We start from the raw sequence: 17,613 nt of genomic DNA on the forward strand, positions 1-17,613 counted from the left end.
AAATTTGGATGAATAGTGTTAATCAAGTGGATACGTTAAAAGAAAACAAAGGAAGTTTAATAGACGGAAGTATAACATCACCCTTAGGATTTTTAGCAGGTGGATTATTTTGTGGCATTAAACGGAAAAGATTGGATTTGGCTTGGCTTTATTCGGAAGTACCTGCAACAGCAGCTGCAGTATACACAACAAATTTATTTCAAGCACCACCATTAAAAGTAACGCAAGATAGTATTCAATCCAGTGGGAAAATACAAGGCGTCATCGTTAACTCAGGAAATGCGAATGCATGTACGGGAGAAGAAGGACTGAAAAACGCCCTTTTAATGAGACAAAAATTTGCGGAACATCTTGGTGTCCGTGAACACTTAATAGCTGTTAGTTCAACAGGAATAATTGGTGAACAATTACCAATAGAAAAGATTGAAAACGGAATATTGAATATGACTGATTTTTATCAACAAAACGATGCAGCTAGCTTTGAAGCGGCGATATTAACAACGGATTCATTTGTTAAGCATGCATGTGCGGAGCTGAAAATTGATGGTAAAACTGTAACGATTGGCGGGGCAGCAAAAGGTTCGGGAATGATCCATCCCAATATGGCAACGATGTTAGCATTTATTACGACAGATGCAAATATCCAGCAAGATGCACTTAATCAATCATTAAAAAAGGTAACGGATGAAACATTTAACATGATTACGGTCGATGGTGATACGAGTACAAATGATACGGTCCTTATTCTGGCTAATGGCAAAGCTGGAAATAAAGAATTAACTCCAGCACATCCTGAGTGGCATGCATTTGAACAATGTTTGAAATTAGTATGTCAATCATTAGCAAAACAAATAGCAAGAGATGGGGAAGGAGCAACAAAACTGATCGAAGTACAAGTTAAAGGTGCCGAAACTGATCAAGATGCCAAAAAGGTTGCGAAAGCAATAGTTGGTTCAAATCTTGTTAAGACAGCTATATATGGCGAAGATCCCAATTGGGGGAGAATTATAGCAGCTATTGGTTATAGCGGTATTGAACTGGACCCTACAAAAATGAATGTATCCCTAGGGCCGTTTAAATTATTGGATAACGGACTCCCATTTTCGTTTTCCGAAAAAGACGCAGCATATTATTTGCAACAGAATGAAACGATTCAAATTTTTGTTGATTTATCTGCTGCCAGTGGAAATGCGGTTGCCTGGGGGTGTGATTTAACGTACGACTATGTCAAAATCAATGCATCTTATCGAACTTAAAGCTGAAAGAAGGAGCTGGTGAGGATTGTCCTATATTGTTATTAAATTTGGAGGCAGCGTACTGGAGAACATTTCAAGTTCTTTTTATTCGAACATCGTAGACATTATGAAAAGCGGAGAGATGAAACCAATCATCGTTCATGGTGGCGGACCGGATATAACGAAACTTCTTATGAAGATGGATATTGAAACAAGATTTATTAATGGAATACGCGTTACCTCAAAGGAAGTTTTAAGTATCGTTGAAATGGTCTTGTCGGGTTCGTCTAATAAAAATATTGTTCGGAATATTATTGCAAATGGTGGGGCGGCTATTGGATTAAGCGGTGTTGATGGCATGCTCCTAGAGGCAAAACAATTTGGAGAACATCAAGAACTTGGCTTTGTCGGTGAGGTCGTTTCCGTAAATAAGAGTTTGCTAGATAAATTACTAGATGAACAAGTCATTCCAGTTATCTCTCCCATTGCCATTGATCGAAGGGGACAACATTGGAATATCAATGGAGATACGGCTGCAGCTGCTATCGCAAAGGAAATCAATGCATCATTATGTATGGTAACGAATGTAGCCGGAGTAATCAAAGAAGGTAAAATCCTTCATCATATACAAAGCTTAGCGGCGGAAAACATGATTGCCAATCAAATTATAACCGGCGGCATGATTCCTAAAGTGAATGCAGCCATTGAATGTTTACGTTCCGGTGTGAAAGAAGTTTCGATAATTAATGGTATGGATGACAATGCCTTACTAAAGTTAGTGAGCGGTGAGATGGTTGGTACTAAATTTATGGAGGGAATCACATGTTAAATGGTGTCTTAGATCCGATAATTACTCCAGTTATGAATACGTATCAAAGAGCGCCTATACATTTGCAAAAAGGTAAAGGTAGCTATGTTTGGGATATGGAAGGGGATAAATACTTAGATTTTACTTCGGGAATTGCTACATGCAACCTTGGTCACGTGCCTGATACAGTGAAAAAGGCTTTAGAAGAACAATTAGATATGTTATGGCATTGTTCAAATTTATATCATATTCATGTTCAAGAGAAATTAGCATCAATATTAACGGATATTAGTTGTATGGACCAAGTATTTTTCTGTAATAGTGGTGCTGAAGCAAATGAGGCAGCCATTAAACTAGCAAGAATTAATGCGAACAATTTAAAGAAAAATGTATCGCCAGTTATTGTAACTTTTAAACAATCGTTTCATGGTCGAACCCTCGCTACATTATCGGCTACTGGGCAAGCAAAGGTACAAAAAGGCTTTGACCCATTAATGCCGGGTTTTCATTATCTTACTTATAATGATGCCCAAGACCTGAAAGAAATCGAAACAATTTGCCCTATTGCCGTTATGCTTGAGCTTGTTCAAGGTGAAGGCGGCGTCATACCTGCAAATAAAGAATGGGTCAAGGAACTTGTAACGATTTGCAAGAAGAACAATATTTTACTTATCGTTGATGAAGTTCAAACAGGAATGGGGCGAACAGGAACGATGTTTGCCTATGAACAATACGACATTGAACCAGACATTGTTACACTTGCAAAAGGACTGGGATCCGGTTTCCCTATTGGTGCTATGCTTGCGAAAGGTTCGGTTGCACAAGCATTTGTACCGGGTACTCATGGAAGTACCTTCGGTGGAAATCCATTAGCTGCAGCAGCTGGATTAGCAACGGTTAAATTTTTAATCAGCCACATTATTTCTAAAAACAACGAAATGATTACTTATTTATGGAATCAATTAAATCACTTAAATGAAGCCCATCCAACTATTACAGCTATTCAAGGAAAAGGTTTACTGATTGGGATTGTTGTGGATTGTAATGCCAATCAACTAGTAGAAGCTGCCCGAAAAAAAGGAGTTCTTATCTTAACAGCTGGTCAAAATGTCGTCAGATTACTTCCGCCACTAACAATTAGGAAAGAAGAAATTGATCAGTTCATAAACAGCTTTAACAAAATTTTGTATGAAATGGAGGGATGCATACAATGATTTCTGGTTATTTAACTCTCGAAACAGGAGAAAGTTTTGAAGGAGAACTAATTGGAAATGCTTCTGACGTTTGTGGGGAAGTGGTTTTTAATACGAGTATGACAGGTTACCAAGAGATTATGACAGATCCGTCCTATGCAGGTCAAATTGTAGTGTTTACTTATCCGTTAATCGGAAATTATGGAGTGAACCAGAATGATAGTGAAAGTCATATCCCGCATGCGAAGGCAATTATAACAAGTGAATTTTGTAGTCATCCAAGTCATTTTACGTTGACAAATTCGACGGAAAATATCTTACTAAAACACAATATCCCGTGTTTAACGAATGTAGATACTCGAGAATTAGTGAAAACCATTCGGAAAAAAGGAACGGTTAAAGGAATCATTTCCACTCGAAAGGTGAGTCCAAAACCATCATTAAATGATACACAACTCGTTGATCTAGTAACTTCTAAAGAGATTCGAACATATGAAAACAATGGTCCTCATATTATGCTCATGGATTTTGGTTTCAAAAAATCAATATTACATTACTTGCTAGATTCCCTTTGTAAGGTAACAGTCGTTCCATATGATTATCCGCTAGAGAAAATATACAGCTTAAATCCGGATGGAATAGTAATTAGTAATGGACCTGGAGATCCGCTTGCAGTGAGTAATCAATTGAAAAAGATAAAAGCGATCACACAAAAATTTCCCACTCTCGGAATTTGTTTAGGCCACCAATTAATCGCATTAGCATATGGAGGTAAAACGAAAAAGCTTCTTTTTGGACATCGTGGTGGAAATCACCCCGTGAAAGATGTGACAACAGGTAAAGTTTTTATCACATCACAAAATCATGGATATGTTGTTATTGATCAAACAATTGACGAACAACAGTTTATCGTTACATTCAAGCATGTAAATGATGGAACGATTGAAGGCTTAGAACATCGTCATCTACCAATTATAACTGTACAGTTTCATCCAGAGGCACATCCTGGTCCTATGGATACTGAATATATCATTGAAAAATACATTAATTTACTTAAACAAAAAATGGGAGTAATGCAGTATGCCTTACAATAAAAACATAAAAAAAGTTCTCGTAATCGGATCCGGTCCAATTGTAATTGGGCAAGCAGCTGAATTTGATTATGCAGGAACCCAAAGCTGTCTCGCATTGAAAGAAGAAGGTATTGAAGTTGTACTATTAAACAGTAATCCAGCAACAATTATGACGGATGAGCAAATTGCGGATCGGATTTATATCGAACCAATTACCGTAGAAACGGTTGAGGAAATTATTAAAATTGAAAAACCTGATGGTCTTATCGGCACACTTGGCGGGCAAACAGGATTAAATATAACTGTTCAACTTTATGAAAAGAATATTTTTGAAAAATATAATGTGACATTACTAGGTACTTCTGTAGATTCAATCCAAAAGGGAGAAGATCGTGAAAAATTCAGGAAATTAGTGATTCAAATAAATGAACCAATTCCTGAATCGATGATTGTTCGTAGTGTAGATGAGGGGATAAAGTTTGTTGAAAAAATAGGGTTTCCGATTATTATCCGTCCTGCATATACATTGGGAGGTGCAGGAGGGGGCTTCGCAAATAGCTTTGATGAGTTGATTCCTGTTTTACAAAAAGGTTTATCACTTAGTCCAATCAACCAAGTTTTAGTGGAAACAAGTATTAAAGGGTGGAAAGAAATAGAATATGAGGTTGTAAGAGATGCCAATGATACTTGTATTATTGTATGTAATATGGAAAATTTTGATCCAGTCGGTGTACATACTGGAGATTCAATTGTTGTAGCTCCGTCGCAAACATTATCAGACGTACAATATCAAATTCTTCGTAATGCATCATTAAAGGTTATTCGTGCACTGGGAGTGATTGGAGGCTGCAATATTCAATTTGCTTTGGATCCGAATTCCAATCAGTACTATATTATTGAAGTCAACCCTAGGGTTAGTCGTTCATCGGCGCTCGCTTCAAAAGCAACAGGCTACCCAATTGCCAGAATAGCAACAAAATGTGCGATTGGCTATCACTTAGATGAGATTATAAATCCAGTGACGGGAACAACATTTGCTTCATTCGAACCGGCACTAGACTATATTGTCGTGAAGCTGCCGCGTTTTCCATTTGATAAATTTCCCGAAGCAAACCGTCAACTAGGGACGCAAATGAAAGCAACGGGAGAAACAATGGCAATTGATCGTACATTTGAAGGGGCTTTAAATAAAGCATTGCGCTCAATCGAATATAAGGTAGATGGTCTTTCACACCCTTATGTCGAACAATGTACGGATGAACAATTAAAACATCATATAAATGAACCAACAGATCTTCGTTTATTTGCCATCGCCAAAGCTCTTAGAAAAGGGATTTCAATGAATGAACTATACGAATCTACAAAAATAGATTATTGGTTTTTGAATAAAATGAAAGGAATGATTCATTTTGAAAACATAATTAAACAATATACGATCGATAATATTCCAATTGAACAATTGGAAAAAGCAAAGAAAATGAATATGAGTGATAAATATATTAGTTCACTTTTGAAATGCAAAGAACAACAAATAAGACAAAAAAGAAAAGAACACAATCTCACCCCTTCTTATAAGTTGGTCGATACTTGTGCGGGAGAATTTGAGGCTCAAACCCCGTACTATTATTCAACTTGGAATGGCATGAACGAAGTAGACGTAACAAATAAGAAAAAGGCTTTAATTATTGGTTCCGGCCCTATTCGTATCGGCCAAGGAATTGAGTTTGATTATTGTTGTGTACATGCAATTTTGGCATTAAAAAAACAAGGATATGAAACGATTGTTGTTAATAATAATCCCGAAACAGTCAGTACGGACTATTCAGTAGCCGATAAATTATATTTTGAGCCGATTACTTTTGAAGATGTACTTCATATCGTTGAAAAAGAAAAACCGGATGGTGTTTTTATTCAATTTGGCGGACAAACAGCGATAAATTTAGCAGAAGAACTTGTATATGCCGGTGTTAAAGTTTTTGGTACATCAATAGAGGCGATTGATTTATTAGAAGATCGACAGCAATTTTATCAACTTCTAAATAAATTGAACATACCACATATACAAGGGGAAATAGCCTATAACAATGAAATGGTTAAAAAAATCGCCAATCAATTAAGTTATCCTGTAATCATTCGTCCATCCTATGTGATCGGTGGCCAATCCATGTCGATTCTTTATAAGGAAGAAGAGTTGGAGAGCTATTTGTCATCCTTGACATATACGGATGAACGGATCTGGCCATTAGTAGTTGATCAGTATCTTCCCGGTTTGGAATGTGAACTGGATTGTATAAGTGATGGGAATGATGTGCTTATCCCAGGTATATTTGAACATATCGAAAAAGCAGGTGTCCATTCCGGGGATAGCATAAGTGTATACCCACCAAAAACGTTGTCTACTAGCGAAAAACAACTTTTACTTTATTATACGAAAAAGATATGTAAAGAGGCAGGAATTATTGGAGTCGCTAACATCCAATTTGTCATCCATGAAAAGCAAATATATTGTTTAGAAGTGAATCCACGTGCTTCAAGAACTATGCCAATTTTAAGTAAAATTACTGGTATTCCAATTATTGATATCGGGATATCCGCCCAACTTGGCCAGTCTTTAAAACAAACTGGAATTGCGTCAGAAAAGACATTTACATCTGTTAAAGCACCCGTCTTTTCTTTTCGGAAATTACAGGATGTTGACCCGATATTAGGACCAGAAATGAAGTCGACTGGGGAAGTACTAGGGATAGGAGATACGTATGAAGCAGCGTTAAATAAAGCGATGAATAGGCATGATATGGAGGGAAATGCTATTTTTTGCTCAATCAATGATCGGGAAAAGGAGGATTTTATACAATTCATAAAAACGATTAACTGCACAATTTACGCAACAGAAGGGACTGCGAGAAGTTTAAATGAAAATGGGATAACAGCAGTTTCGATTAAGAAAGAAAAACAAAGGATAAGTAATGCATTTGAAAAGGAGAGATTTGCTGGTGCCGTTATCTTACCTACCAAAGGCAGGGACAAAGAAAAGTTCGGAAGCTTCATTAGAGAGCTTTCACTAAAGTATGATATTCCACTTTTTACTTCTTTAGATACTTTTAAATCAATCGTTCCTTTAAAAGAAACAAAGCAAATCGCAGTGAAATCATTGAATGATTATAAATACAGTTATGTGAATAAATAATAGAAAGGAAGAGAGAAAATGCACGGTGTTATTCCATTTGAACAACAAATAAAGAAAATCAATGGCGACCATTTTTTAACTATTGGAGAACTATCAAGCGATGAGATTTTTTTCCTTATTAAAGAGGCTGTTAAATTAAAAAAAGATCAAAAGTCGGGCGTAACCAGTTCCATTTTAAATGGTAAGGTACTCGGAATGATATTTGAAAAGGCTTCAACACGTACTCGAGTTTCATTTGAAGTAGGGATGCTGCAACTTGGTGGTCATGCAATATTTCTAAGTTCTAAAGATATTCAACTTGGTAGAGGGGAAACAATTGAGGATACTGCAAAAGTACTTTCTAGATATGTAGACGGATTAATGATTCGAACATTTGAACATGAAATGATTGAAACATTTGCCCAGCATTCTTCTGTTCCGGTTATAAATGGGTTGACGAATATGCATCACCCTACACAAGTAATGGCGGATTTATTAACGATTTATGAGCATAAAGGGAAGCTAACGGGGTTAAAAATGTGCTTTGTTGGAGACGGAAATAACAATATGTGTCATTCATTAATCGAAGGTGCTTCTAAAGTAGGGATGAATATGTCAGTAGCTACTCCAAATGGTTATGAACCGAATAAGGCGATCGTTAATAAGGCAAAAATAGATGCTAAAAAATGGGGATCGACAATTGAAATAGATTCTGATCCAGTCAAAATGATAAAAGATGCAGATGTTGTTGTCACAGATGTATTTGCAAGTATGGGACAGGAAAAAGAAAATCATCAACGATTAATCGATTTTGAAGCTTATCAAATAAATGAGAACTTATGCAAATATGCGAATGAAAATTTTATTTTTCTTCATTGTTTACCCGCTCACAGAGGGGAAGAGGTATCAACAGCAATTATTGATGGACCACATTCGGTTGTATTTGACGAAGCGGAAAATCGACTACATGCACAGAAAGCAATATTAAAAGTATTAATGGGAGGTTCTTCACAAAAAGAATAGTCAATTTTATTTTTTTGATTGACATGAATAAAAATGCATGTTTATAATTATTTATACAAAGGAGAGATAGACATGACAAAAGAAAAAATTGTTCTAGCTTACTCAGGTGGATTAGATACCTCTGTTTCAATTAAATGGTTACAAGAAAAGTATGGATACGATGTCATTGCATTAGGCATAGATGTAGGTGAAGGGAAAGACTTAGAGGCAATTCGTCAAAAAGCCCTTAATGTCGGAGCAATTAAAGCAGTAATGATAGATGGAAAAGAATTGCTGGCTAAAGATTATATTTTACCAAGCTTAAAGGCGAATACGTTATATGAAGGAAAATACCCATTATCTTCAGCATTAAGTAGACCATTAATATCCAAGTTACTAGTAGATGTGGCCGAACAAGAGGGTGCCGTGGCAGTTGCGCACGGATGTACTGGAAAAGGGAATGATCAAGTACGTTTTGAGGTTTCCATCCAAGCATTGAATCCAACATTAAAAGTAGTCGCACCTGTACGTGAATGGGGAATGACTCGTGATGAGGAAATTGCCTATGCGGAACAACATGGAATCCCGATCCCCATTGATTTAGATAATCCATTCTCAATAGATGCAAATATATGGGGAAGAGCATGCGAAGCTGGTGTATTAGAAAACCCTTGGAACGAGGCGCCAGAAGAAGCATTCGATTGGACGAATCCAATTGAAAAAACACCAAATGAAGCGGAATATATTGAAATAGACTTTGAGGAAGGTGTTCCGGTTGCATTGAATGATCAACCTATGAATCTAGTTGAATTAATTGAAACGCTCAATGAACTTGCTGGCAAACATGGGATTGGAAGAATTGATCATATCGAAAACCGTTTAGTAGGAATCAAATCACGTGAAGTATACGAAAATCCTGCAGCCCTATTATTAATTAATGCCCATAAAGAACTCGAATTTTTAACATTGCCTCGCGAAGTAACGCAATTTAAATCGACAGTAGAGCAGCAATTAGCAAAAATCATTTACGAAGGCTTATGGTATTCACCATTAAAGCCGGCAATTGATGCGTTTATCGAAGAAACACAGAAAACGGTAACAGGTAAAGTACGTGTAAAACTCTTCAAAGGAACACATGTTGTGACAGGACGCCAATCACCATATAGCTTATATAATGAAGAGCTCGCAACATATTCAAAAGGAGATGCATTCGACCATAATGCAGCAGTTGGTTTCATAAAATTATGGGGATTACCAACAAAAGTATATTCTGAAATTCATTCGAAACAAAAAGTAAATAACTAACGGATTTTAAGAGTCGTGCAGGAGGCAACGCGAATGACAAAGCTTTGGGGCGGACGTTTTACAAAAGAAACAAACGAATTAGTAGAAAAGTTTACAGCTTCCATATCATTTGATCAGAAGCTGGCATTAGAAGACATTGAAGGTAGTTTGGCGCATGTACAAATGCTGGGTGAATGTGGAATTATCCCAATGGACGATGTTGAAATAATTAAACAAGGCTTACAAACCATTGAACAGAAAATTATAAATGAAGAAGTTCAATTTTCCGTAGAAGATGAAGATATTCATATGAATATTGAGCGGTTGTTAATTGAAGAAGTTGGTCCAGTAGGTGGGAAATTACATACTGGAAGAAGCAGAAATGATCAAGTTGCAACCGATATGCATCTATATTTACGAAAGCAAACAAGTGAATTAATTGAGCTAGTTAAAGAGGTTCAAAATGCCTTGTTACTGCAAGCAAAAGAAAATATCGAAACGATTATGCCAGGTTATACACATTTGCAAAGGGCACAACCAATCCTATTTTCACATCATTTACTTGCCTACTTTTGGATGTTTGAAAGAGATAAAGAACGATTGATTGATAGTATGAAGCGTATCAATTGGTCACCACTTGGTGCAGGGGCATTAGCAGGAACAACTTTTCCAATAGATCGTAACCGGAGTGCAGAGTTATTGGGGTTCGCTACCATATATCCTAATAGTTTAGACGCTGTCAGTGATCGTGATTTTATATTAGAGTTTTTATCAATTGCATCGATTATGATGACTCATATTTCCCGTATTTCTGAAGAATTGATCATATGGTCAAGCCAAGAGTATCAATTTGTTGAACTAGATGATTCATTTTGCACAGGATCCAGTATTATGCCGCAAAAGAAAAACCCGGACGTTCCGGAATTATTGCGTGGTAAAACTGGCAGAGTATACGGTAATTTAATTGGATTACTAACCGTATTAAAAGGTCTTCCGTTAGCCTACAATAAAGATATGCAGGAAGATAAGGAAGGAATGCTCGATACTGTTGAAACATTAAACGGTTCACTACGTTTGCTTGCACCTATGATTGAGACGATGACGGTAAATAAAGAACAAATGTATAAAGCGGTAACTAATGATTATTCAAATGCTACAGATATTGCAGATTATCTTGTCACGAAAGGTCTTCCGTTCCGTCAGGCCCATGAAATTATCGGGAAAATTGTCTTATATGCTATCCAACATAAAAAGTACTTACTAGATTTATCACTTGTAGAATATCAATCCTTCAATCCTTTATTTGAAGAAGATATTTTTAAAGTATTACAACCAAAACATGTTGTTGAAGCAAGAAATAGTTTTGGTGGAACATCAACCGAACAAGTGAAACAGCAAATTGTATTGGCAGAAGGTAAATTAAGTTAATAGTATTAAATTATAGGTTTCATTCACATTGATGGGTGAAGCCTTTATATATTCGGGAAGATAAGAGTGTAGTAAGTAGAATGAAGTGCCCGTAAGAACCGAATGCGAGAAGATAAAAGTGCAGAAAGCGGAATGAAGTGCTCGCAAGATTATTCGGGATGGACAAAAAATGATCTGACGTTAAAAATGGATCCCAATTTAAAATTGGAATCCATTTTTATTTATGATTTTAATATCTCTTTATTTTGTTTGAATTGTCCTTCCCATTTCGAGATAACAATCGCACCTAGTGAATTTCCAACAACGTTAACGACAGTTCTAGCCATATCGAGAATTCGATCGATACCAGCAATAAATGCTAATCCTTCAATCGGAATTCCAACAGTTCCTAGAGTAGCTAGTAGAACAACAAAGGATACTCCTGGTACACCAGCGATCCCTTTTGAAGTAACCATTAGGACTAGAACAAGTGATAATTGTTGCGTAAATGAAAGATGAATTCCATACATTTGTGCAATAAAGATGGCTGCTAATGCTTGATATAACGTTGAACCATCAAGATTAAAGGAATATCCAGTAGGAATAACAAACGAAGTAATTGATTTCGGACAACCGAATTTCTCCATTTTTTCCATAATCTTCGGCAGTACTGCCTCTGAACTTGCTGTTGAATAACCTAGAATTAACTCATCTTTAAGAAGTCGCAGTAAATGAAAAATATTTACACCGACTAATTTGGCAATTCCACCTAAAACAATGAGGATAAAGCCTATCATCGTTAAATAAACAGTAATAACAAGTTTTCCTAATGGGATTAGTGATTCTAATCCGAAAGTGGAAACAGTTACACCAATAAGTGCAAAAACTCCAAATGGAGCAAATTTCATGACTAAATTTGTTACATAGAACATTGTTTCAGCCGTACCTTGGAAAAAGGCGAGAACCGGTTTTCCTTTTTCGCCAATTGCTGCCACGCCTAATCCAAATAGGACAGAAAAGAAGATGATGGCAAGCATATCGCCGTTAATAAACGCTTCAAATATATTTTTTGGAACAATATTGACAATTGTATCAGCAAAACCATGACTTTCTACATTTTTTGCTGTGTCAACATAAGAGCCAATATCTACTTTATGGATGGAATGCATATTAATGCCTTTACCAGGTTGGAAGATATTCGCAACGAGAAGCCCGACTAAAATAGCAATAGTTGTGACGATTTCAAAATAAAGAATTGTTTTACCACCAAGTTTACCGAGGTTTTTTCCATTTCCTACACTAGAAACCCCAACGATGATACTTGAAATAACAATTGGAATAACAATCATTTTAATTAATCGTAAGAAAATATCTCCGATCGGTTGTAAATACTTTCCGATTCCCGGATTACCATAAAAAATAGCCCCAATAATAATCCCGAGGACTAGTCCAATAAGTATTTGCCAAGCTAATCCAATTTTTTTCATATATACCCCCCAATTAATACAACGACGAATTTATTTATTTTTTAAATATAATATAAAAAACAAAAATAGACAAATGAAAACCTTTTAATAACAAAAATAAATAAAATTCACTCTATATTTAATTATTTTAAAATAATTAAATACAGAATTATCAATAAATTCGTTTATTTATGTTTACAGAATAAGATGAATTCTCGGCAATCCTTTTGGAAAATTCGGGAGCGGGAGATCATATGTAGTGGGATAGGGACTTAGGAAGGAACTAAAAAAATAAAAACAGTATAGGATTCAAAATCCCATACTGTTTTTATTTGATGAACGAATCATAATGTACATAAATAGGATGCTAGGAAGGATTGAAAGAAGAGTTGTTATAGCAGTTGCCTCGTTATTATTGGTAAAAAATAATGATGGTAGATGACCTACTGCCAAATTGTTAGAAGCAATAAATAAACTAATAAAAACATTATTTGCTGCATGCGCCCCAATTGTAGCTTCTAAACTATTGGTCTTAATAGTAACATAAGTCAAAATAACTCCTGTTACTATGTAATCGACGCCTATCCAGAATGCACCATTTTCCATTTCCGGGTTACTAAAATGCAAAATTCCAAATATCCCACCAATGATTAAACTTAAAACGATAGGACTTTTTGTGAATTTAGCAAAAAATTGAAGTAAAAATCCTCTGAAAAGCAATTCCTCAGCAGTTGTTTGAACAGGAGTCAAAATCAGAGATATTAAAATTAATAATAGAAAGTTAGAAAATTGGAAGTCTTGCATATAGTAATCATTCGGATTCGAGATGAGATCAATAATTAAAAATAAAGCTAATAAACTAAAAGTAACGGAAAAACCAAAAATGATCTGTTTCCAGCGAATCGTACGGTACGGAGTGATAAACGATTTCAGTGAACGTCTATGCAAAATACGGGCTGCCACCCATAAACCTATAATCCAAAAAACCATCATAGCATTAGTGAGGAAAAGGTCTATCAATGGATTAGAAAAAACTACCTCGTCGAAATCAACCATATCCTCTGCATGCACGCTAGCAAAATATAATGCGGCAATATAACAAAGGATCCCGATAATAATAAAAATAAAAATAATCGGTATAGAGACTATATATCGCCACGTTTGATTTAACCCTTTTTCTGGATTTAAAAAACTTTTCATAGATTGAACCTCTAGTCTTAAATTATTTTAAAATTAAATATATTAATTATAATAAAAAAAGAAGTGAAAAACTAGAGATTTATTGTTTTACGACCAATAATATGTTATTCTTATTATGCGATGAGCTATTTGCGTAAGCCGAAAACCGAGCGTTCGCTAAACGTATGAATGTGGTCATACGGGTTATTCGCCGCAAAACTTTTTTTGAAAAGACGCCTACGGATTTAGGCGTCTTTTTCCAATTTAAAAACTAACTATTCATTTCAGACCAATCCGAATAAAGTCCGCTCCCATTACAGCCTGGACATTCATAGACAGCTGCATAAGCATTTAAAGGAAGGGTGAACCCCCTACCACGACAATCCGGACATTTACCTAAATCATGCATTTCCTCAATATGCCTTTCATATCTTTCTGTTTTCCAATTTGACAATGCATTAAATATTCCCATCATATCACCTCTTATTTAGTATGAGGCTAAATGGAAGTTTTATAACAATTAAGAAAAACTTATGAAATAGCATTAATAAATTGTAATTTTCCTTATTATGAAATTCGTTTATTCTTAACGTAGATCAATGAAAAGAGGGATGGGAATGGATATTAAAAAGGATGTTCAGAAGCAATTTGGTAGAAGTGCAAATTCGTATGTAACAAGTGAAATTCATCAAAAAGGGAAAGATCTTCAAAAGCTTATAGAAATAGCAAATCTTACCGGGAATGAAGATGTACTTGATATTGCTACAGGTGGGGGGCATACAGCGAATGCATTTGCCCATTATGTAAAACATGTAACAGCAGTTGATTTAACAGCTGAGATGATAAAAGTAGCAAAAGCTTTTATTGAAGCAAATGGTCATCATAATGTTTCGTTTATCCAGGGTGACGCAGAGGAACTTCCCTTTGATCATTACCGTTTTGATATTGTGACATGTCGAATTGCTCCACATCATTTTCCGAATGTAAATAAATTTATCGAAAGTGTTCACAAAGTGTTAAAGCCGGGTGGAATTTTTTTACTTGATGATAATGTTTCTCCGGAAGATGATGATCAAGATCAATTTTATAATAATATTGAGAAAAAACGAGATTACAGCCATTTTCGTGCCTGGAAAAAAACTGAATGGATTCGTATGCTGGAGGAAAAAGGGTTTAATATAGAGGAAATGTATCGTTTTGAAAAAACGTTTCAGTTTGATTCATGGTGTACTCGAATGAAGTTAACTGAAAAGGAGAAAAATGATTTAACCGAATACATGCTTCACGCTACTCTAAATATAAAGAAGAAATTCCATATCGAAGTAATTGAAAACACAATTATCTCTTTTAAAGGAGAAGCAATCATCATAAAAGCTCGTAAAATTTGATTAAAAGCCAGATGTCTAGGATTATTGACATCTGGCCTAACGTTACTTATTTTCTTTATTCTTTTCAATTTCTGGTGTAATGTCTTTTGATGCTTCGGTTTGATAGTTATTTGAATAGTAATAACGATGCTTTGGTAAAAAATCATCCGATTCTTTCTCAAATGTATAAGATGATACATATTTATGAAAAACAATCTCAACAAGTGCAATGGCAGCCGCTGAAATAAGTGATATGATGAAAAGCGGTGTACGATTTTCAAATGTTAGTGCTGCGGAAAGAAACCAAATAACAATTAATGAAAGTCCGAAGTCGGCAATGGTTGCGACTGTATTATTCGTTCTTGAAAGGATGCCAATATCACCGACAAGGTAGGAAACAACCGATAGAACGAGTGAAATAAAAAACACATTCGTAAACGACATACCGAAAATGACATCAAGGATTACAAATAAAACCACGATTGTTGCAACAAATTTAATAGCCATTGCTTTAATATGCTTCAAAATAATTTCACCTCACAACTTTACTGTCTTATTATTTTTAAAATTTTCTAAGAAACTATTCAAAAATAAAATGGTAAATCTTTAATTGTTTAAAATAAAAGTATTATGTAAACAACATTTTAAGTACATAAATTTTTTATTTTATGGTCAAACTATAAAAAAAGACGTGAGGTATATATTTAATGGACTATTTAAACAGAGAGATCTTAATTGATCAAATGAATGCACAATTAAAAGAGTTAATGGATCATTACCAACTTGAGGACATTGGAATTTATGAAGAAGAGGGAGCCGGAGATGATTATTATCTCGGCTATACTGTAAGAAAAAATGGCGAGGTTTTTATGATAAATATGCCATATATGAAGGATGCGTACGGAAATCTTGGGTTAAAAAATAGAGACTGGACGATCCAATCGGACGAGGGAGAAAAAAAGGGATTTCATAACTTAGATGAGGTATTCGATCATATAGACAAAGGTTTTCATTAAATAATGTGACAGTAAATTTAAGGTAATAAGGAGAAAGCGAAATGTCCTGTGATACAGAATGTATGAAAAAGTTCTATATTGATCAACTACTATCCATTGGAATATATAAATCGTTGAATAAACAGTTATATGAATTAACATTAGAGGATTTAGAAGAGATATACAATGAATCACAATTGAATAGTTTAGGTTGAAATATAAAAGACCGTTACAAGAGGATGCTAGTAAAATTGCAGTGAGTCATTACTTTTGAGACACTCTTTTTTTGTGAATATTATAAAGAGGCTTGGGAACGAATAACGGTGAGTAAGGTAGAAAAATCGTTGCTTTATTTTGTTGCATTTGATTTTAGGTGATTACGGTTGATATAAATACTTATTAGCACTAAGATATTATGGTGCAGTAAGTATTTTTTTTATGAGACTATCGATAATAATGTTATTCACTAAGATCGTAATTTTTTAGAAAGTTAAGAGGTGATATAAATGCAATGTCGATCTGCAGAGGAATTGCAATTATTGGTTAATGAAGCAAAAAAATCTTCAAATAAAGGGAAAGTTGCAGATTACATCCCAGCATTACAAAAAGCTAACAAAGATACTTTATCAATATCTTTGTTTTATCCGAACGGGAGTTGTTTTTCAGCAGGAGATATTAAAGAAAATTTAACTCTTCAGAGTATTTCCAAAGTTATAACCCTCGCTATCGCACTAAATGATAGAGGGGAAGAGTATGTTTTTAATCGTGTTGGCCAAGAGCCTACAGGTGATCCGTTTAATTCGATAGCAAAATTAGAAACGAATAAGCCATCAAAACCATTAAATCCAATGATTAATGCTGGTGCATTAGCTGTGACACATATGATTGAAGGGAGTAGTGTGGATGAGCGGTTTAAGAGGATATTAAAGCTCATTCAAAAGCTTTCTGGGAATGAATCGATTAGTTATAATAAAGAGGTAGCAGATTCTGAATTCAAAACGGCAGACTTAAATCGATCATTATGTTATTTTTTAAAAGAACATGGAGTTATTGATGAAGATGTTGAACAGTTAATTGATTTATATACAAGACAGTGTGCGATTGAATTGAATTGCCTGGATTTGTCACGCATTGGTTGTGTTTTGGCAATGGATGGAAAAGATCCATATACTGAAGAACAGTTAATTCCTAGCTCAGTTGCAAGGATTTGTAAAACATTTATGGTTACATGTGGAATGTATAATGCTTCTGGTGAATTTGCAATCGAGGTAGGCATACCAGCAAAAAGCGGGGTATCCGGTGGTATATTAGGGGCGGTACCTGGAAGGTTTGGTATTGGAATTTACGGTCCAGCACTTGATGAAAAGGGAAATAGTATTGCAGGTATGAAGCTTTTAAAGTTAATGTCTGAAAAATATTCGTTAAGCATGTTTTAAAA

16 protein-coding genes are annotated in these 17,613 nt (G+C 35.2%); 12 read left to right on the plus strand and 4 right to left on the minus strand.

All coding sequences use genetic code 11. From position 1 onward, the window contains the following. Positions 1 to 8 precede the first annotated feature (8 nt). The 8 genes from argJ to argH all read left to right on the plus strand — a co-directional run bounded on the left by argJ (position 9) and on the right by argH (position 11,189). Positions 9 to 1,256, plus strand: a complete 1,248-nt coding sequence (gene argJ / locus B5V89_RS17425) for a bifunctional ornithine acetyltransferase/N-acetylglutamate synthase (RefSeq protein WP_108073245.1) — start codon at positions 9 to 11, stop codon at positions 1,254 to 1,256. 25 nt (positions 1,257 to 1,281) lie between these two features. Beyond that, positions 1,282 to 2,064 carry an acetylglutamate kinase gene (argB, locus tag B5V89_RS17430; RefSeq protein ID WP_066233400.1) on the plus strand — a complete coding sequence of 261 codons (783 nt, stop codon included), beginning with the start codon at positions 1,282 to 1,284 and terminating at the stop codon, positions 2,062 to 2,064. Then, complete coding sequence (locus tag B5V89_RS17435; protein WP_066233403.1) at positions 2,058 to 3,257, plus strand: acetylornithine transaminase; 1,200 nt, start codon at positions 2,058 to 2,060, stop codon at positions 3,255 to 3,257. Before argB ends, B5V89_RS17435 begins: the two co-directional genes overlap by 7 nt. Beyond that, on the plus strand, positions 3,254 to 4,330 hold the full coding sequence (locus tag B5V89_RS17440) for a carbamoyl phosphate synthase small subunit (protein WP_066233405.1): 1,077 nt from the start codon (positions 3,254 to 3,256) through the stop codon (positions 4,328 to 4,330). The genes B5V89_RS17435 and B5V89_RS17440 overlap by 4 nt, the downstream gene beginning before the upstream one ends. Continuing rightward, positions 4,317 to 7,496 carry a carbamoyl-phosphate synthase (glutamine-hydrolyzing) large subunit gene (gene carB / locus B5V89_RS17445; protein ID WP_108073247.1) on the plus strand — a complete coding sequence of 1,060 codons (3,180 nt, stop codon included), beginning with the start codon at positions 4,317 to 4,319 and terminating at the stop codon, positions 7,494 to 7,496. Before B5V89_RS17440 ends, carB begins: the two co-directional genes overlap by 14 nt. 18 nt (positions 7,497 to 7,514) lie before the next feature. Next, positions 7,515 to 8,498: an ornithine carbamoyltransferase gene (gene argF / locus B5V89_RS17450; protein ID WP_066233410.1), complete on the plus strand. Its 984-nt coding sequence runs from the start codon at positions 7,515 to 7,517 to the stop codon at positions 8,496 to 8,498. 72 nt (positions 8,499 to 8,570) lie between these two features. Continuing rightward, positions 8,571 to 9,782 carry an argininosuccinate synthase gene (locus B5V89_RS17455; RefSeq protein WP_066233413.1) on the plus strand — a complete coding sequence of 404 codons (1,212 nt, stop codon included), beginning with the start codon at positions 8,571 to 8,573 and terminating at the stop codon, positions 9,780 to 9,782. Between the two features lie 33 nt (positions 9,783 to 9,815). Then, positions 9,816 to 11,189, plus strand: a complete 1,374-nt coding sequence (argH, locus tag B5V89_RS17460) for an argininosuccinate lyase (protein ID WP_108073249.1) — start codon at positions 9,816 to 9,818, stop codon at positions 11,187 to 11,189. Between the two features lie 221 nt (positions 11,190 to 11,410). On the opposite strand, the gene B5V89_RS17465 is transcribed toward argH, so the two are convergent. The 3 genes from B5V89_RS17465 to B5V89_RS17475 form a co-directional block, all read right to left on the minus strand. Continuing rightward, positions 11,411 to 12,655 (minus strand): cation:dicarboxylate symporter family transporter, encoded by a 1,245-nt coding sequence (locus B5V89_RS17465; protein ID WP_066233419.1) that lies wholly within the window; start codon positions 12,653 to 12,655, stop codon positions 11,411 to 11,413. Between the two features lie 288 nt (positions 12,656 to 12,943). Then, positions 12,944 to 13,834 carry a CPBP family intramembrane glutamic endopeptidase gene (locus B5V89_RS17470; RefSeq protein ID WP_108073251.1) on the minus strand — a complete coding sequence of 297 codons (891 nt, stop codon included), beginning with the start codon at positions 13,832 to 13,834 and terminating at the stop codon, positions 12,944 to 12,946. Between the two features lie 250 nt (positions 13,835 to 14,084). Next, entirely contained in the window at positions 14,085 to 14,285 is a 201-nt protein-coding gene (locus B5V89_RS17475; protein WP_108073253.1) for a methionine aminopeptidase, read from the minus strand. Positions 14,286 to 14,430: 145 nt separating this feature from the next. On the opposite strand from B5V89_RS17475, the gene B5V89_RS17480 reads away from it, so the two are divergent. Continuing rightward, positions 14,431 to 15,201, plus strand: a complete 771-nt coding sequence (locus tag B5V89_RS17480; RefSeq protein ID WP_108073255.1) for a class I SAM-dependent methyltransferase — start codon at positions 14,431 to 14,433, stop codon at positions 15,199 to 15,201. 42 nt (positions 15,202 to 15,243) lie between these two features. Here B5V89_RS17480 and B5V89_RS17485 read toward each other — a convergent pair whose 3' ends face one another. Further along, complete coding sequence (locus B5V89_RS17485) at positions 15,244 to 15,705, minus strand: YndM family protein (protein ID WP_066233443.1); 462 nt, start codon at positions 15,703 to 15,705, stop codon at positions 15,244 to 15,246. A 182-nt stretch (positions 15,706 to 15,887) separates the two neighbouring features. Between B5V89_RS17485 and B5V89_RS17490 the strand changes: the two genes are divergently transcribed. The 3 genes from B5V89_RS17490 to glsA all read left to right on the plus strand — a co-directional run bounded on the left by B5V89_RS17490 (position 15,888) and on the right by glsA (position 17,611). Further along, on the plus strand, positions 15,888 to 16,196 hold the full coding sequence (locus B5V89_RS17490) for a DUF5634 family protein (protein WP_066233446.1): 309 nt from the start codon (positions 15,888 to 15,890) through the stop codon (positions 16,194 to 16,196). Between the two features lie 41 nt (positions 16,197 to 16,237). Continuing rightward, positions 16,238 to 16,390, plus strand: a complete 153-nt coding sequence (locus B5V89_RS17495; protein WP_084347753.1) for a Fur-regulated basic protein FbpA — start codon at positions 16,238 to 16,240, stop codon at positions 16,388 to 16,390. A gap of 291 nt (positions 16,391 to 16,681) precedes the next feature. Beyond that, positions 16,682 to 17,611 (plus strand): glutaminase A, encoded by a 930-nt coding sequence (gene glsA / locus B5V89_RS17500; protein WP_066233449.1) that lies wholly within the window; start codon positions 16,682 to 16,684, stop codon positions 17,609 to 17,611. Positions 17,612 to 17,613 lie beyond the last annotated feature (2 nt).

The sequence above is a fragment of the Heyndrickxia sporothermodurans genome (genome assembly GCF_003055045.1).
GTDB lineage: Bacteria > Bacillota > Bacilli > Bacillales > Bacillaceae_C > Heyndrickxia > Heyndrickxia sporothermodurans.

Bases quoted from the DNA above. Each gene is read 5' to 3' on its own strand.
- argJ (WP_108073245.1), top strand. From the start codon at position 9: ATGAATAGTGTTAATCAAGTGGATACGTTAAAAGAAAACAAAGGAAGT.
- B5V89_RS17435 (WP_066233403.1), top strand. From the start codon at position 2,058: ATGTTAAATGGTGTCTTAGATCCGATAATTACTCCAGTTATGAATACG.
- B5V89_RS17440 (WP_066233405.1), top strand. From the start codon at position 3,254: ATGATTTCTGGTTATTTAACTCTCGAAACAGGAGAAAGTTTTGAAGGA.
- carB (WP_108073247.1), top strand. From the start codon at position 4,317: ATGCCTTACAATAAAAACATAAAAAAAGTTCTCGTAATCGGATCCGGT.
- argF (WP_066233410.1), top strand. From the start codon at position 7,515: ATGCACGGTGTTATTCCATTTGAACAACAAATAAAGAAAATCAATGGC.
- B5V89_RS17455 (WP_066233413.1), top strand. From the start codon at position 8,571: ATGACAAAAGAAAAAATTGTTCTAGCTTACTCAGGTGGATTAGATACC.
- argH (WP_108073249.1), top strand. From the start codon at position 9,816: ATGACAAAGCTTTGGGGCGGACGTTTTACAAAAGAAACAAACGAATTA.
- B5V89_RS17465 (WP_066233419.1), bottom strand. From the start codon at position 12,655: ATGAAAAAAATTGGATTAGCTTGGCAAATACTTATTGGACTAGTCCTC.
- B5V89_RS17470 (WP_108073251.1), bottom strand. From the start codon at position 13,834: ATGAAAAGTTTTTTAAATCCAGAAAAAGGGTTAAATCAAACGTGGCGA.
- B5V89_RS17475 (WP_108073253.1), bottom strand. From the start codon at position 14,285: ATGGGAATATTTAATGCATTGTCAAATTGGAAAACAGAAAGATATGAA.
- B5V89_RS17480 (WP_108073255.1), top strand. From the start codon at position 14,431: ATGGATATTAAAAAGGATGTTCAGAAGCAATTTGGTAGAAGTGCAAAT.
- B5V89_RS17490 (WP_066233446.1), top strand. From the start codon at position 15,888: ATGGACTATTTAAACAGAGAGATCTTAATTGATCAAATGAATGCACAA.
- B5V89_RS17495 (WP_084347753.1), top strand. From the start codon at position 16,238: ATGTCCTGTGATACAGAATGTATGAAAAAGTTCTATATTGATCAACTA.
- glsA (WP_066233449.1), top strand. From the start codon at position 16,682: ATGCAATGTCGATCTGCAGAGGAATTGCAATTATTGGTTAATGAAGCA.